The 16236-nt window shown below is 41.1% G+C and carries 18 protein-coding genes and 1 pseudogene; 6 read left to right on the top strand and 13 right to left on the bottom strand.

Annotated features, from left to right (window positions below; all coding sequences use genetic code 11):
- Window positions 1-100: 100 nt before the first annotated feature.
- Window positions 101-1960, top strand: a complete 1860-nt coding sequence (locus IT970_RS03035) for an EAL domain-containing protein (protein WP_036970894.1) — start codon at window positions 101-103, stop codon at window positions 1958-1960.
- Here the strand turns inward: IT970_RS03035 and trmB are convergent.
- From trmB to folB, 8 genes are all read right to left on the bottom strand, one after another.
- Complete coding sequence (gene trmB, locus IT970_RS03030; RefSeq protein ID WP_196857593.1) at window positions 1957-2622, bottom strand: tRNA (guanine(46)-N(7))-methyltransferase TrmB; 666 nt, start codon at window positions 2620-2622, stop codon at window positions 1957-1959. The two genes, IT970_RS03035 and trmB, sit on opposite strands and share 4 nt — an antisense overlap.
- Window positions 2622-3389 carry an ABC transporter permease gene (locus tag IT970_RS03025; protein ID WP_036970898.1) on the bottom strand — a complete coding sequence of 256 codons (768 nt, stop codon included), beginning with the start codon at window positions 3387-3389 and terminating at the stop codon, window positions 2622-2624. The genes trmB and IT970_RS03025 overlap by 1 nt, the downstream gene beginning before the upstream one ends.
- A complete protein-coding gene (locus tag IT970_RS03020; RefSeq protein ID WP_036970900.1) occupies window positions 3389-4318 on the bottom strand; it encodes an ABC transporter ATP-binding protein in 930 nt (309 codons plus the stop codon). The genes IT970_RS03025 and IT970_RS03020 overlap by 1 nt, the downstream gene beginning before the upstream one ends.
- Entirely contained in the window at window positions 4315-4938 is a 624-nt protein-coding gene (locus IT970_RS03015) for a flavin prenyltransferase UbiX (RefSeq protein WP_036970902.1), read from the bottom strand. Before IT970_RS03015 ends, IT970_RS03020 begins: the two co-directional genes overlap by 4 nt.
- A gap of 21 nt (window positions 4939-4959) precedes the next feature.
- A complete protein-coding gene (gene mpl, locus IT970_RS03010) occupies window positions 4960-6303 on the bottom strand; it encodes a UDP-N-acetylmuramate:L-alanyl-gamma-D-glutamyl-meso-diaminopimelate ligase (protein ID WP_065978011.1) in 1344 nt (447 codons plus the stop codon).
- A gap of 161 nt (window positions 6304-6464) precedes the next feature.
- Window positions 6465-7268, bottom strand: a complete 804-nt coding sequence (locus IT970_RS03005) for an undecaprenyl-diphosphate phosphatase (protein ID WP_036970908.1) — start codon at window positions 7266-7268, stop codon at window positions 6465-6467.
- Window positions 7265-7753, bottom strand: a complete 489-nt coding sequence (folK, locus tag IT970_RS03000; RefSeq protein WP_118844009.1) for a 2-amino-4-hydroxy-6-hydroxymethyldihydropteridine diphosphokinase — start codon at window positions 7751-7753, stop codon at window positions 7265-7267. The genes IT970_RS03005 and folK overlap by 4 nt, the downstream gene beginning before the upstream one ends.
- 1 nt (window position 7754) lies before the next feature.
- The gene (gene folB / locus IT970_RS02995) at window positions 7755-8111 is read right to left on the bottom strand and encodes a dihydroneopterin aldolase (RefSeq protein ID WP_036970914.1); all 357 of its coding nucleotides are present in this window, start codon (window positions 8109-8111) and stop codon (window positions 7755-7757) included.
- 226 nt (window positions 8112-8337) lie between these two features.
- On the opposite strand from folB, the gene plsY reads away from it, so the two are divergent.
- The gene (gene plsY / locus IT970_RS02990) at window positions 8338-8946 is read left to right on the top strand and encodes a glycerol-3-phosphate 1-O-acyltransferase PlsY (protein WP_036970917.1); all 609 of its coding nucleotides are present in this window, start codon (window positions 8338-8340) and stop codon (window positions 8944-8946) included.
- Window position 8947: 1 nt separating this feature from the next.
- Here plsY and tsaD read toward each other — a convergent pair whose 3' ends face one another.
- The 3 genes from tsaD to IT970_RS02975 all read right to left on the bottom strand — a co-directional run bounded on the left by tsaD (window position 8948) and on the right by IT970_RS02975 (window position 10962).
- Entirely contained in the window at window positions 8948-9961 is a 1014-nt protein-coding gene (gene tsaD / locus IT970_RS02985) for a tRNA (adenosine(37)-N6)-threonylcarbamoyltransferase complex transferase subunit TsaD (RefSeq protein WP_036970921.1), read from the bottom strand.
- A 61-nt stretch (window positions 9962-10022) separates the two neighbouring features.
- On the bottom strand, window positions 10023-10613 hold the full coding sequence (locus IT970_RS02980) for a YjaG family protein (RefSeq protein ID WP_036970924.1): 591 nt from the start codon (window positions 10611-10613) through the stop codon (window positions 10023-10025).
- Complete coding sequence (locus tag IT970_RS02975; protein ID WP_075594087.1) at window positions 10597-10962, bottom strand: putative signal transducing protein; 366 nt, start codon at window positions 10960-10962, stop codon at window positions 10597-10599. Before IT970_RS02975 ends, IT970_RS02980 begins: the two co-directional genes overlap by 17 nt.
- A gap of 85 nt (window positions 10963-11047) precedes the next feature.
- Here IT970_RS02975 and IT970_RS02970 point away from each other — a divergent pair, with 85 nt between their 5' ends.
- From IT970_RS02970 to IT970_RS02955, 4 genes and pseudogenes are all read left to right on the top strand, one after another.
- The gene (locus IT970_RS02970) at window positions 11048-11455 is read left to right on the top strand and encodes a DUF2721 domain-containing protein (RefSeq protein ID WP_036970930.1); all 408 of its coding nucleotides are present in this window, start codon (window positions 11048-11050) and stop codon (window positions 11453-11455) included.
- A 52-nt stretch (window positions 11456-11507) separates the two neighbouring features.
- Window positions 11508-13034 carry a DUF3369 domain-containing protein gene (locus IT970_RS02965; protein ID WP_036970933.1) on the top strand — a complete coding sequence of 509 codons (1527 nt, stop codon included), beginning with the start codon at window positions 11508-11510 and terminating at the stop codon, window positions 13032-13034.
- A 122-nt stretch (window positions 13035-13156) separates the two neighbouring features.
- Window positions 13157-14045: pseudogene (locus IT970_RS02960) on the top strand (LysR family transcriptional regulator).
- A 129-nt stretch (window positions 14046-14174) separates the two neighbouring features.
- Window positions 14175-14795 carry a 2OG-Fe(II) oxygenase gene (locus tag IT970_RS02955; protein ID WP_036970936.1) on the top strand — a complete coding sequence of 207 codons (621 nt, stop codon included), beginning with the start codon at window positions 14175-14177 and terminating at the stop codon, window positions 14793-14795.
- Here IT970_RS02955 and ubiA read toward each other — a convergent pair whose 3' ends face one another.
- Together ubiA and IT970_RS02945 are read right to left on the bottom strand one after the other, a co-directional pair.
- Window positions 14796-15674 carry a 4-hydroxybenzoate octaprenyltransferase gene (gene ubiA, locus IT970_RS02950; protein ID WP_196857592.1) on the bottom strand — a complete coding sequence of 293 codons (879 nt, stop codon included), beginning with the start codon at window positions 15672-15674 and terminating at the stop codon, window positions 14796-14798. It lies immediately after the preceding gene.
- Window positions 15671-16216 (bottom strand): chorismate--pyruvate lyase family protein, encoded by a 546-nt coding sequence (locus IT970_RS02945; protein ID WP_180311360.1) that lies wholly within the window; start codon window positions 16214-16216, stop codon window positions 15671-15673. The genes ubiA and IT970_RS02945 overlap by 4 nt, the downstream gene beginning before the upstream one ends.
- Between the last annotated feature and the right edge of the window lie 20 nt (window positions 16217-16236).

Below are 16236 nucleotides of genomic sequence, written 5' to 3'. Positions count from 1 at the left end.
TGACAAAAAAATGATCGATGGGTGAATTTTGTCGTAATTTTCTGCTATCAGCTGCGTATTTTTTAAGTATAATCAAGTCATAACTGCAAAGGGAACACCTATGCCGAATGGAATGCAAAGAACACGCTGGCTTATTTATGGTTTTGCCGCATTTTTTATTAGCTTATTTGGCTATATTTATTACACCTATGAATCAACACGTAGTGAGATAATGGCGAATGTTGATGCCAAATTACTCAATGCGGCAATCAGTGTTAAGCATATTTTAGGGGATGATTATCATACCCGTGTGAATGCAGGCCAAACTATTTCACCTGAGCTGTATAAAGATAAGAGCAGGGCTTTATCTGACTACGCTAAGCAAATGCAGGTAGCGTATGTATATGCGATGGTGCTGCGCGATGATACGGTATTCTTTAGTGCCTCTAGCTATACTCAAAAAGATCACAACAGTGGACGCGTGACACACTTTTTAGATGCGTACCCTGAAGCCACCGACATCAATAAAGAAGCTTTTTTTTCGACAGAACCCGTTTTTGAAATATCACAAGATCACTGGGGCAACTTTAAAAGTATCTTTGTGACCTTTGTTGACAAAAACGGCCACACTTATATTACAGGTGCAGACATTGCTATTGATGATCTCAATGAGCAACTGCAACACAGCATAACAAAAGCAACCATTACAAGCGGCTTCTTTTTCTTTATTGTTGCTTTAATCGCGTGGCTTTATTTTTTACAGCTTAAACGCTCACTCCTGACTGATGCTCGCACCGGCTTTGCCAATCATATTGCGCTCGAGAATTACATAGAAAGAACAACCAGACACCGCATGGAACTTGCTGTTATCAGTATCAATGAGCTTGAGGATATTAGTAGTTTTTATGGCACCGATGTCAGCGATAGAGTGATGGCTAATCTACTCACATATTTTCAATCCCGCATACCAAGCGAGAGCGCAATCTTTCGTTTAGCGACGAATAAAATCGCATTATTGAATATTCGCAACGCTGAGCAACGTATTGACGATATTATCAATACCTTTAATCACGCAATTCCTGTGCTAAGCGAGCCATTTATTTATATTACTTTGCATGCTGGAATCGCCTCGTGTAACAAACTCATGCTCATAGAAAATGCACATATAGCCTTGCAACAAGCCAAGTTAAATAATCAACGTATTGTTCGCTATGAGAATGTATTTAAACAAGTTGAAGAGCAATTTAGACACAACGTCACTCTCGCTAAAGAAGTTAGAGAAGCGTTCGATAACAATCGAATCGTGCCCTACTTTCAGCCAATTTATAACACGGAACTTAAGCAAATAAGTCACTATGAAAGCTTAGCCAGAATGGCAACTGCACAAGGTCGGATTCATTGCCCTGATTACTTTATGGCTGTATTAAAACGCTCACGCATGGACGGGTTGTTAACACGCACCATGTTTTCACGATGTATTGAACAATTCAGAAAGACAAATGTGCGCTGGAGTATCAATATCACCGCGCAAGATATTCTCGATCCAAGTTTAAGTGAATTTCTAGAGCAGCAATTAAGGCGTTACCCAAAACCACACAATATTATTTTTGAGTTTCATGAAACTGAAGCCATTGCATACTTTAGCCAAGTGAAAGCCTTTATTAGTTTATTAAAGAATAAAGGGGCGCAAGTGATGATCAATGAATTTGGTGCGGGGTACTCAAACTTGTCTCACATTTTAAAGCTTGAAGTGGATGGCTTAAAGCTCGACAAAGACCTAGTAAGCCAAATACACAATAATGCCGATAGTTTTATGTTTATAGAGCATTTAGTGAAGTATGCTCAGCAATTAAACTTAGCGGTTATTGCTGAGCAAGTAGAAAGTGAGCAAATTGCCGATGCACTTTCACGTGCGGGTATCACACTCATGCAAGGTAATTATTTTGCTCCACCCACTCCCTACATTAACACGCAAATTTAAAGGTTTATGACCAAGCGGTGGCTCTGCTGTCCACTGGCCCAATACTTTCGCTCGAACGGCGTAATAGGCACATCGTGTTCATAGCGTTCAACTTGGCATGGATGTCCAGCCAACTCAAGGGCGCGAGCGAACTCTTTAACGTAGATATCCCAGTTACTTCTGAGCTCTAATTGGCCGCCAAGTTTAACAATAAATGGAAAAATTGCGGCCCCATGCCAGCGCCTTTGTAAGTGCTTAGCTTTTGGCCAAGGGTTTGGATAAAGCAGATAATGGTGAGTTGGCTGCCAATTTGCTGCAACCGCTAAACGCCAAAAATCATTTAAATCAGCTTGTACCAAAATATACTGGCCAGTGTCTGTTTGTTTATATTCAATATCGTGCTTATCTAAACGATGTGACGACTTGTCAATTCCAATAACAAGTGCCTCTGGGTGGCGCTTAGCAAGATTAGCGGTACTCTCTCCCACCCCACAGCATGAATCAAGAATAATTGGTCCATTGAATGCGTGAACTTTTTCATTCACTTGGTCAAATGCAGCTTGCGTGTGCGCTGCAATTGGTTTTTTAAACTCTGCACTTAAGTGCTTTAAAACAATCTCGTCTAGCTTGTCATGCAAGCCGGGTTGATTCGATACAATACTTCTCGAATTTGCATCTGTCATTAGTGTCTAAGCCCCACACCGCGTTTAATTAGCGTTAAAGCTAACGTAAATAACCCCACAATAAATAATCCTAGTACACCAAACGCGACCGATAAGTCGACATCCGACACACCTAAGAAGCCATACCTAAATGCATTAACCATATATATAATTGGGTTTACTTGCGATACCCCCTGCCAAAACTCAGGTAACAGGGTAATCGAGTAAAACACCCCACCTAAGTAGGTTAATGGCGTTAAAATGAACGTAGGTATAATGCTGATGTCATCAAAGCTATTTGCGTAAATTGCATTTATTAAGCCCCCCAGAGCAAATACGGCTGAGGTTAAAATCACAGTCGCCATAATCACGAAAATATTGTGAATTTGAATATCAACAAATAGCAAAGACACGCACGTAACAATTAAGCCAACCAACATGCCTCGTGTCATACCTCCACCCATGTAGCCTAGTACAATGATGTAATTAGGCACCGGTGCCACAAGTAGCTCTTCGATACTTTTTTGGAATTTAGTGGAATAAAAGCTCGACGCCACATTAGAGTATGAGTTAGTAATCACCGACATCATGATGAGGCCAGGTACTATAAATTCCATGTAGGAAAAACCACCCATATCACCAATGCGTGAGCCAATTAGGTTACCAAAAATAACAAAATAAAGGCTCATCGTAATTGCTGGCGGTACCAGCGTTTGCACCCAAATACGTAAAAAACGAATACACTCTTTAATCCAAATACTCTTTAGCGCTACACCATATTTAAACATTATTCGCCTCGCCCTTGTTCTAATAAACCCACAAACAACTCTTCTAATCGATTGGCCTTATTACGCATACTGAGCACTGTATTGCCTTGCTCGGTTAACGCCGTAAACACCTGATTTAGCCCCTGCGATTTAGCCACCTCAACTTCTAAGGTATGATCATCGGTTAAAGTAAACTGATAACCATCAAGGCTGATAGGGTTAACTGGCTGTTTTAAGTCAAGCACGAAGGTTTCTTTATCAAGCTTGGCAAGTAACGCTTTAATTGTGGTGTTTTCGACAATCACACCACTATCAATAATAGCGATGTTCTTACACAACAATTCCGCTTCTTCTAAATAGTGCGTGGTAAGAATAATGGTAACGCCTTGTTTATTGATTTCACGCAAGAAATCCCACATAGAGCGACGCAGTTCAATATCAACCCCCGCCGTAGGCTCATCAAGAATAAGTAACTTTGGTTCGTGCATAAGCGCACGGGCAATCATTAAACGGCGCTTCATTCCCCCCGATAACGTGCGAGCTTGTTTATCTTTTTTCTCAAATAAACCAAGTTGTTTTAGGTATTTTTCAGCACGTTCATGAGCAAGCTTTCTTGGTACGCCATAGTAGCCAGCTTGATTAACTAATATTTGGTTAAGCGTTTCAAACTGGCTAAAGTTAAACTCTTGCGGTACTAAGCCGAGCTCTGATTTTGCAGCTTCGAGATCTGTATCGATATTATGACCAAAGACTTCAACACGGCCTGCGCTTTTATTCACAAGTGATGAAATCACGCCAATTGTGGTTGATTTACCCGCCCCATTGGGACCTAACAAAGCAAAAAAGTCGCCTTGTTTTACCTGTAAATCAATCCCTTTTACGGCTTCAACGCCATTTTTATAAACCTTTTTAAGGCCTTCAATATTTAATGCGATTGTCTGTTCGCTCACTGTTTGCCCTCTCCATAACCCCAACGTTTCGTTAGAGTATGTTCAATATGTAAATGATCTAAAATACGTGCCACCATAAAATCGACCAAGTCAGAAATGTGCTCAGGTTTATGATAAAACCCGGGTGCTGCAGGCATAATGGTGACACCCAATTTTGCTAACTTGAGCATGTTTTCTAGGTGTATTTCACTAAAAGGTGTTTCGCGTGGCACCAAAATAAGCTGACCACGTTCTTTAATAACCACATCAGCAGCACGTTCCAATAAGTTATCAGATGCGCCAACGGCAATGGCCGAGACTGAGCCTGCACTGCAAGGACACACCACCATTTTTTTAGGGGCTGCCGAGCCCGATGCTACGGGGCTAAACCAATTATCTTTACCAAATACTTTTAGCTGCTCTGGGGCTGCATTGAACAGCTTACTAAGCTGCTCTGTCGCTTTGTCTTCATTACCTGAAAGCTTAATATTTGATTCGGTATCAAGTACCACACGCGCAGCGCTTGAGATCAACACGTACACTTGAAACTGTTGTTCTAATAATACTTCTAACAACCTTAAACCGTAAGGCGCGCCCGACGCGCCACTAAACGCTAGGGTTATTTTATCTTTAAATTGCATACAGTTAACTCCGTATACTGGTTAGTTTTGTTCTAATACCGTGATCAAGCGCTGATGAATACCTTCAAAACCACCATTACTCATAATCAAAATATGGTGATGGGCAGCCGCACTGTTTGCAACCAACGTAATGATTTCCTCAGTACTCGTGCTGCAGTGCATACCCGCTTTGTCAGCATAGTCTTTTAATGACCAACTCAAATTTTCTGGCTCAAACAAATACACCTCATCGGCTGCACTAAGCGAGTCAATAAGCGTTTGCTGATGCACGCCCATTTTCATGGTGTTCGAACGGGGCTCTAGTATCGCAATAATTTTCTCATTGCCGACTTTAGCGCGCAGGCCTGCTAAAGTCGTTTTTATCGCGGTTGGGTGATGGGCAAAATCGTCATACACTTTAATGCCCTTTATATCAGCTTTGAGTTCCATGCGACGCTTAGGTGAAATAAACTCAGCTAAACCTGCAATGCTCACGGGCACAGCGATACCGACATGACGCGCAGCTGCAATCGCCATAATCGCATTTTTGACATTATGTTCGCCCATAGCTTGCCACGACACAACGCCCTGTACTTCTCCCGCTAACAACACTTCAAACTCGCTGCCATCCGCTTTAAGTAAGCGATAATCCCAATCACCTGACAGCGTTTCGCTATCACTCCAAAGGCCGCGCTCAATCACATCCTGCAGTGCTTCATCTTGGCTTGGCCAGATAACTTTGCCACTACAGGGTAATGTACGCATCAAGTGATGAAATTGTTTTTTAATCGCATTTAAATCTTCAAAAATATCAGCATGATCAAATTCAAGATTATTGAGGATTAAGGTCCGTGGTAAGTAATGCACAAACTTACTGCGTTTATCAAAAAAGGCGGTGTCATATTCATCGGCTTCAATGACAAAAAAAGGCGTCTCACCAACTCGTGCTGATACCCCAAAGTTTTGCACAATGCCACCAATCAAAAAGCCCGGTTTCATACCTGCATATTCTAGCAGCCATGCCAACATACTCGCGGTTGTCGTTTTACCATGCGTGCCTGCGACAGCAAGCACCCATGAGTTTTGCAATAAATTATGCTTAAGCCATTCTGGGCCTGAGGTGTAAGGTAAGCCTTTATCGAGCACATATTCCACACAGGGGTTACCACGGCTCATCGCATTGCCAATGACCACCATATCGGGCGCGGGGTCTAATTGTGTAATGTCATAACCTTGAGTTAGCGTAATGCCAAGCTCTTCCAGCTGCGTACTCATTGGGGGGTAAACATTTTGATCAGAGCCTGTCACTGTGTGACCCAACGATTTAGCGATTGCGGCAATCCCGCCCATAAAGGTGCCACAAATTCCAAGAATATGAATATGCATCTACTGTCCTGAACAAAATGAATTACGAAAAAATAAAGCGTTATAATGCCAAATATAACCTTTACTTACCATGATTAGACGGCAATAGACTTTTGCCGAATAGCAAACATAAAAAAACACCTCAAGACCGAGGTGTTTTTTAAAGTGAGTAAAACGGTTTTTTACAGCATTAAAAATGCAAATAAACCGACACCAAGTAACAAGCGATAGATAACAAATGGCATCATGCCCATGCGCTCAATTACTTTTAAGAAAAAGAAAATACAGGCATAAGCCGAAACAAACGATAGACCTGCACCGAGTAAAATAGCTTGCCAATCAATCGCTTCACCTGCAGTTGCAAGTTGATATATATAATATGAACCTGCCGCAGCAATGACCGGAATCGACATTAAAAACGAAAAACGTGCTGCGCTTTGCTTATTTAAACCCAGCAATAAACCCACGGTTATCGTTATGCCAGAGCGCGACGTGCCAGGAAAGACCATTGCCAGCACTTGCGAAAAACCCAACAGTAACGCACTAAAAAAATTTACTTGGTAGATATTTTTTACTTGTTTTGCTTTTACATCGGCATACCAAAGTAACAAGCCGAAAACGATAGTTGAAGTGGCAATCACCCACGCATTGCGTGAATAGCTCTCTACAAAGTCTTTAAATAAGTACCCAATTAATAACGCAGGAATCGTGGCAACAATGATCCACCAGCCCAAACGGCTGTCATCGGTTGCGCCTTGTGAGCCAAACGACTTAAACCAAGCCCCCAAAATATCAACCACTTCTTTACGGAAATACAGTACCACCGCACCAAGCGTACCTACGTGTACTGCAACATCAAATGCTAAACCTTGATCATGCCAGCCTAAAACTTGCGAAGGTAAAATTAAATGCGCTGAGCTCGAAATAGGTAAAAACTCAGTCAATCCTTGAATTAAGGCTAAAACAATTATCTCAATAATACTCATGGGTTAGTAAACTCCACCTTCCATAGTTTTTGTTGTGGGTTGTTATAATTTTCCCATAGCTCAGCCAGTGTTTGCTTAGCTACAGGGTGAAAAAAATCAGGGGCAATTTCTGCTAGCGGTTTTAAAACAAACGCATTTTTTGTTATTTCATCACGCGGTAATTGCGCTGGCGAATCGCAAATAATGTCATCATAAAACAATAAATCAAGGTCTAATGTTCTAGGACTAAACTTTTTATCTTCACGAGTACGACCGTTATCTAACTCTATTTGCTTCAGTAATTTACACAGCTCAGGCAGTGGCATGTCAGTATTCGCACCGAGCACTGAGTTATAAAAATTATTACCCGCAAATCCCACCGCTTCACTTTCATATACCGATGAATGAACACTATCAGGGAAATACGGCTTTAACGTCTTTAATGCTTGGCGAATATAATGCTCTTTATTTACATTCGAGCCTAAGCTGATAAAAATCTGTGCCATATTAACTTGCCTTGTGACGGGTGATTTCGACTCCCACCGTTTTAGCTTGAGGAACCGCAGCTGGTTTGCTGACACGAATTGTGACTTGGCTGGTTGTAAATTCGGTTAAAATAATCGCGGCGAGTTGTTCAACTAAGGTTTCAAGAAGTTCGACGGGTTTTGCCGTCGTGTGCGCTATAACGCGTTCACTGACTTTAGCGTAATCAAGCGCTAAGTTTATATCATCGGTTGCCGCTGCGGCTGAAATATCACACACCATTTCAATATCAAAATACAGGCTTTGTTTCGTTTCTTTTTCAAAATCATACACGCCTATAATGGTGTCTACGTGCAGTTGTGATATGTATACCTTGTCCATTGATACTCCAAGCGACATAAATATTAAAACCAATACCTATCGTATACGCGTATTAATTTCAATAATGCGCACAGAGCTGTCATAAAGTTTTAATATATAAAAATTCCCTCTACAATAACGGGTAGATGCACTGCAAAATGTAGCGTACTATCTACTCAAAAGTAGCGGCAGATGGTTTTGCCGCCAATGATAGCCCAAAAGTGCAGATTAAAAAATAAGGAAGCGCGTGTTAGAAGTTTTAATGTTAGTTTTAGCCTATTTACTGGGGTCGGTTTCCTCCGCTATCCTCGTGTCTAGGTTATTTAAACTACCAGACCCACGCAGTCACGGATCGAATAACCCCGGTGCCACCAATGTGTACCGACTTGGTGGAAAAGTCCCGGCTGTATTAGTGCTGGTGTTTGATATTTTAAAAGGCACCATCCCTGTGTGGGGCGCTTATTTCTTAAAAATCGAACCGCTGATGTTAGGTTTAATTGGCGTCGCAGCGTGTTTAGGGCATATGTACCCTGTATTTTTCAGCTTTAAAGGGGGTAAAGCCGTTGCGACGGCCTTTGGTACTTTACTACCTATTGGATTATCTTTAGGTGGATTATTAATCGCGACTTGGCTATTAATAATCGCAATAACGCGCTATTCGTCACTTGCAGCACTTATTACAGTGTCGCTTGCCCCACTTTATACATGGTGGATAAAACCACTTTATACGTTGCCAGTCACGTTTTTAACACTGTTGATTATTTTCCGTCACAGAGCAAACATAACCCGTTTATTAAGTGGTGAAGAGCCAAAAGTAGGGACTAAGAAAAAAGCCCCTGACAATAACAACGACTAAGTTACAGCGCTTCTAATGAGTCGATTGGCCAGCGCGGCTTAGTTTTCATATCAAGGCTTGCAAACTGCCCCGCTTTAAGGCGTTGCATGCCCGCGTAGGCGATCATAGCGCCGTTATCTGTACAAAATTCAGTGCGAGGATAATACACTCGACCTTTCATGCCTTGCATTACACGCTCTAATTGCGCACGTAATTGAACGTTAGCACTCACTCCACCGGCAATCACTAAGCGTTTAATACCTGTTTGTTTAAGGGCACGCTTACACTTAATAATCAACGTATCAATTACTGCAGTTTGAAATGCGTGGGCTATGTCAGCTTTAGTCTGCTCATCATCAGCACTGTCACGAATAGCAAGCGATGCAGCCGTTTTTAAACCACTGAAGCTGAAATCGAGCCCAGGTTTATCTGTCATCGGACGTGGAAACACAAACCGTTCAGGCGTGCCTTGCTCAGCTAGTTTTGCTAAACGAGGGCCTCCTGGGTAATCAAGCCCTAATAACTTCGCTGTTTTATCAAATGCTTCACCTGCCGCATCATCGACAGATTCACCCAGTACTTCGTACTCACCAATCCCTGACACTTTCACCATCATTGTATGCCCCCCCGACACAAGTAGCGCAATAAACGGGAATTCAGGCTTATCTTCTTCGAGCATTGGCGCCAGTAAATGCCCTTCCATGTGGTGCACAGCGACAGCAGGAATATTCCAGCCATAAGCAAGAGAGCGACCGATAGAGGTGCCCACTAACAAAGCCCCCACTAAACCTGGCCCTGCGGTGTAAGCAATGCCGTCAATATCGTCAGGACCACAACCGGCTTGCGCAAAAGCTGCGTCGATTAATGGCAAAGTTTTACGTACATGGTCGCGTGATGCAAGCTCAGGTACCACACCACCGTAGTCTGCGTGCACTTTAACTTGGCTGTATAGTTGATGTGCTAATAAGCCTTGTTCATCATCGTAAATGGCAATACCTGTTTCATCACATGATGATTCAATACCTAAAATTCGCATCAATTACTCCGCCAAGAAAAATAAGCGCGTATTTTACAGCTAAAATACGCATTACTGAACACTAAATTGCAATACCAATGTTGGTTTGACCGTCTGAAATAGCAAGCTGCTTGAGCTCTTTTACGTTTTCTGAGGTAATTCGGCCCATTTGCTCAACAAAATCAATTAGCTCTGCAAGCACATCCATCTCGTACTGCATTAGCGGGTGTTCGCGGACTGATTTGTTATCAGCCACTTCACCTTCAACCGTTAATTGGTATTCAATAAAGCGTGCAACAGAGGCTTGTGAAATTTTGCTAATGTTTAAAAACTCTTGGTCATCTTTAGCCATCAGACCATGCAACATTCCCAATAATGCGGTTGCAGTGTCAATAGCGGGGTAAGTGCCAAACATATCAAAGTCACTGAGCTCTGGTACATTAGGCTCAATTTTTTCAATTTGCTTTTCAAGGCTTATCTTACTTTTTGGCAGTAATATTTTTTCCCAGCATACATTCAGTGCGCTGCGAAATACCGCTGCGTCACCAAAGCCAGTTGCTTCACTAAATAAGCTGTAATTAGGCAACATACGCTCAAGAAGCGCGCCGCCTAATACCGCTTTTTGCAAATAGTTTAATTCTCTAATGCGTTGAAAATTATTCGCTTTCGTCATTCTTAACAGTCCTACAAGACCAACATATTTCAAATGTTGGGCCATTCAGTTCGCTGCATGATGGGCAAACCCAGTCTGGAGCCGATTGTTTTACTTGCCGGTAGTTTACCAATATTTCTTGTGCATGGCGCTCTTTTAATGCGTAAACAAGAATATCAACCCCCGTTTGTTCAAAGGGAATCTCTCCCAATGCACCTTGCAGAAGCTCACCTTGCAGTTGGCATTGTATTCCTGCGGTATGTAAAAGCCCTTTTATAATATTAGCTTCAAGCCCATTAGCGGCTTGGTAGATACGTACCCATGAAAAAGGTTCTGACGTAGTTGGTTGATTTAAATTATTTTTATGCAAATTTACTCTCTTTTACTTTGCAGCTTTAGCAACCTAAGCTACCCTAGCAATTGACCCTGCTACAACCTATATTGAAGGTAGCCTTATGACATTAACAACGCCTGGGCTGTTATTCCCGGCCATTTCTTTACTATTACTTGCATACACCAATCGCTTTTTGGTACTTGCCCAACTCATTCGAGAACTGAATGCGCGAGAAGGAGAAAGTATTCGTCCTTTGGTTGTTGCACAAATCGCCAACCTCAGAAAGCGTATTAAACTGATTCGTATAATGCAAGTTTACGGCGTGGCATCATTTCTCATGTGTACCTTGTCAATGTTCGCTTTGTTTATTGAGTTTAATACAACAGGCATCATATTATTTGGACTCAGTCTTGCTTGCTTAACTTTATCGCTTCTTACCTCTTTATATGAGATTCATATTTCATGTGATGCAATAGAAATTGAATTAAGAAATATAGAAAAAAAACCCTTAGTGGATAAGGCAGAGTAAATTTCTGCCTCTATACTTATTGTTACCTGATACGACAATAAGTGGTGCTTGTGTGGATGATTTTTTATTTTCTGAAGAACGGTTAGAAGAAAATAACGTACAAACTGAAGAACCAGAATACTGGCATATTCTTGTTGTTGATGACGAAGAAGATATTCATCAAGTTACCAAGCTTGTACTAGCTGGTTTTCAATTTGAAAATAAAAGCTTACGCTTCTACGATGCCTATTCTGCAGCAGAGGCTAAAGAGCTTTTGAAAAAAGATATCCCTTTTTCAGTGGCACTTGTTGATGTCGTCATGGAAACAAACCATGCCGGACTTGAACTTATTCAGTATATTAGGGACGACATTGATAACCACCATATCCGCCTAATTCTGCGCACCGGACAACCAGGTGAAGCACCTGAAGAATCTATTATCCGTGATTACGATATAAACGATTACAAAAACAAAACCGAATTAACAGCCATAAAAATTAAAACACTGCTCTATTCTGCACTGAGATCTCATCGTGATATCCAAATTATTGATCGCCATAAACATGGCCTCGAACAAATCATAAATGCCTCAGCTAACTTTTTAAAATGCGACAGTGTGCAAGAATTTGCATCCACTATTTTAAGCCACGTGACAAATGTGATGGGTATAAACGACACTCAAATTTATTGTGCTGCCGCGGTTAATTTACAATCATCTCCTGCAACAGACTTTCAATTATTGGCGGCTTCAGGCGTTGGGCCTATCCCCAGTCAAAATAATATTCCTGACGAAGTTAAAAGTTTATTTATTGATGCTCATGATCGTAAGTCATCACTAAAAACAAGTACCGACTACATTGGTTACTTTCCAACCAAAGCGGGCCTTGAAACTATGCTGTATGTAAATAAAGGAAGTAAATTACATGCTACCGATCATCAACTTCTTGAGTTTTATGCAAACAATATTGCACTGGCCTATGACAATCTTAAATTGCGCGAAATGGTAAAAGAATCGCAAAAGGAATTGTCCTATATTCTTGGTGAAGCAGTAGAAAAACGCTCTAAAGAAACAGGCTCACATGTTAAACGTGTCGCGTTATACAGCGAGTTACTTGCAAAACTATCAGAACTTAATCCCTTTCAGTGTGAAATCATCAAGCTTGCCTCCCCCTTACACGACATAGGAAAAATAAGTATCCCTGACAACATCTTAAATAAGCCCGGAAAATTAGATGATACAGAATGGGAAATAATGAAGACACACGCTGAAGTAGGTTATGAAATTCTAAAAAATTCAAGTAACGAGATCATGACTTGCGGTGCAATGATCTCACTTCAGCACCATGAAAAGTGGGATGGCTCTGGGTATCCACACGGTTTAGCAGGTAAAGATATTCATATCGTTGGTCGTATAACTGCGCTTGCTGACGTGTTTGACGCTCTATGCAGTGACCGTTGTTACAAAAAAGCGTGGCCACTCGATGAAGCACTTGCACTAATAAAAAATCAACGTTCGAAACATTTTGATCCAACTTTAGTCGACTTATTACTTGAAAATTTACCACTTTTCTTGGAGATTAAAGACCGTTACCCTGACTAGTTGTAACTTACCTGTAAAACAACACTTTTAAAAATGGGTACAATAATTTACTATACTCAATGTTAGGTATTATTATTTTAACTCAATGTAAGGGCTTACTTAATAAAAAGGGACTATATAAAGTGAGATTTGAACAACTTGAACAATTCGTTGCACTCGGCGTACTCAGACACTTCCGCCAAGCTGCTGAAAAACCCAGATAAGCACTTCAGCGTTAACTCGTAGTATTCAAACACTTGAAGATGAAGTGGGCTATGAACTCGTTACTCGCTCTACTCGTTCTGTAAAGCTAACCAAAGAAGGTGAACTTTTCCTCGAGTACGCACAACAAACACTTAATAATTTAGAAGAAACAAAAAAACGTTTATTCGAGTCATTAAATGGTTGTGAAAACGAAAAGCTCGTTATCGGCTACACAACTAAAGCAAGTGCAGTTGTACCTGTGTCGTGTGTGGGCAATTTTTAGCACAATACCCACATGTTAAAATTGAAATGCAGTTGCAAGAACAAAGTGAGTTAATTCGCAAACTGCAACTTGGTGAAATTGATATCAGCGTTTGCTCACAAGCCATGAATAGCATTGGTAGTGATATCCATTTGCCTGATCAGCTAATTTTATTTGTATCAAAAAATCATCCAATTGCTAATAAAACAGACATTAGCAAGAAAGACTTAACAGACTACCCAATGTACAGCTGTTTTTCACAATCGAAGCCGGTTCAATCGATGCTAAACGAAGCAATTGATTCATTCAATAAATCAACCAGCGTTAAGGTCGGTAGTATTGAACAAGTTATGGAAGGCTTGAAAAAGTCAAACCATATTGCGATTGCGAGTATTGAGCATGCCAACAGCGTTTCTTCAGACCCTGAATTGCTAGTATTAAAAACCAATAAAGGAATCGCTCACGAACAGTTAGTGATCCAAACTAATCAACAAATTAATGAAAACTCGCACGTGAGTTATTTATTAGATCTTATTGAAAAAACAGCATTATCTAGCCACAACTAAATGCACATATCAAGCTGGCTTGACTACGTTAGGCCAGCTTATACATCCTCATTGTTTTACTGCATAAAAAGCGTGCATGTAATTTTTTTTCAGATACACTTACGCACCTTTTTTTGATTGTGCATATGAATGACCGCGCAGCTTATTTCCAATACTTATTTAAATGCAATTGAACATACTGGTTATGCCATTGTTGAAAACGCAATTGATGAGCAGTTGATAAATGATTTAATTGCAGATTGTTACCGAATTAATCCCCATTTTCATGTTGCAGGTATCGGTAGATTAAACGATCAGCAAATCGATAAAACGGTACGCAAAGATAAGACCTTTTGGTTTGATAGCTCAAGCCAAGCGCAAATAACTTATCTCGCGACCATGGAAGCAATTAAGACCCAGTTAAATAGAGAGTTTTTCTTGGGCTTGTTTGATTATGAATGCCACTATGCGAAGTACCAACAAGGTGACTTTTATAAAAAGCATTACGATGCCTTTAAAGGACGCTCAAACCGTATTTTTACAACGGTTTGCTACCTAAATAGCCCCGCGTCTGGCGGCGAGTTGGTTATTTATAAACCTAAAAGTAAAGACATTGAAGTGGTCATAAAACCGAAGGCAGGCACATTAGTCATGTTTGAAAGCGAACGCTTTATGCATGAGGTATTACCCGCAGACGATGTGCGTTATTCAATTGCTGGTTGGTTCAGAAAAAATGCCTCAATAAGCGGCATTATCGACCCACCGCGATAATCAAAACGGTAATGGCAAGGATGCTACAAGGCCAATAAAAATAACCAGCCCGACATAATGATTATTTAGAAACGCTTTAAAGCAGTGCTCTCTGTCGCGATAGTGAATAAGCGTTTGCTGGTAAAGTAAAAATCCAATCGCCGCTATTAAGCCTAACCAATAAGGCATATCAAGCTGATTGCTTATGCCAATGTAACTGAGTATCGCAATGAATAGCGCATTCAGTAAGAAAATAATATGCCTGTCAAAACGTGCAAATAAGATGGCCGTTGATTTAACACCAATCTTTAAATCATCATCACGGTCAACCATGGCGTACATGGTATCGTAAGCCACAGTCCACACGAGGTTTGCAATAAATAACAGCCACGCTTCAATTGGCACTGAGCCAATTGAGGCCATGTATGCCATTGGAATAGCCCAACTAAATGCGGCTCCTAGTACCACTTGTGGTAATTGGGTATAACGCTTCATAAACGGATAGCAAAATGCCAACGCAAGAGCCCCCAAAGAGAGCAAAATCGTCGACCACCCCAGCATTAAAACTAATCCAAATGCCACGGCAATTAACAACACAAATAAGCTCAACGCCTCACCACTGGACACTCGCCCTGCGGCTAGGGGACGCGTTGCTGTGCGCTTTACTGAACCATCAATTTTACGATCAGCAAAGTCATTGATAACGCAGCCTGCACTTCGCATTACAAACACCCCTAAACTAAACACCACAAAATTTAATAAGCTTGGTGCTCCCTGATTTGCAAGCCATAACGCCCAGTACGTTGGCCAAAGCAATAGCAAAGTACCAATCGGCTTATCTGTTCGCATAAGTTGTTTGTAATAAGGAATGTGTGCGCTTTTTAATGCAGCTAGTTTCATAAGTAAATATAAGCCTCTGGCAGAAAAACTTCGGCCACTAAAAAATGGGCATTTGACAATGAAAATACACTTCGTCTTCCCCACAGTGGTTTAGACTCTTTGCCAAGCACAGCTAATAAAGTTTGAATAGTGTGCTGCTCATTAAACTCTGCCACTTCTATCTCTGTGCGAGATAAGCTTGGGTCTTGAAAAATAACATCCCCTAATGGCCGTGTTCCCATGCTTAGCAACTGCTGCTTTTTTAAGGTATCATCTGCGGGTAACCAGCTTTGTGCATAAACCATTGGTTTATCATCACATAATAGTAGCACTTCGCGGTTAAGCGCTTGGCTCAACGACGTATTTAATAAAGCTTGTTGCTCCTTTGTAAGATCAAAAGGGGCTTCATTGAGCACTTTAACCGAAAAGTGTTGGCAATGACGCTTAAGCTTGGCCGTCAATGACCCTGCTTCAAGCAACCAACCTTGCTGCTGTTGCGTTAAATAAGGGTATGCCGAAGCAGGCTGCCAATGCGCAGCTAACGAAACTGGGAATGTAATCACAACGACTCAATAATTATAAA

The sequence above is a fragment of the Pseudoalteromonas sp. A41-2 genome (assembly GCF_015767615.1).
GTDB lineage: Bacteria > Pseudomonadota > Gammaproteobacteria > Enterobacterales > Alteromonadaceae > Pseudoalteromonas > Pseudoalteromonas lipolytica.
This window is presented reverse-complemented; position numbering and strand designations above follow the sequence as displayed.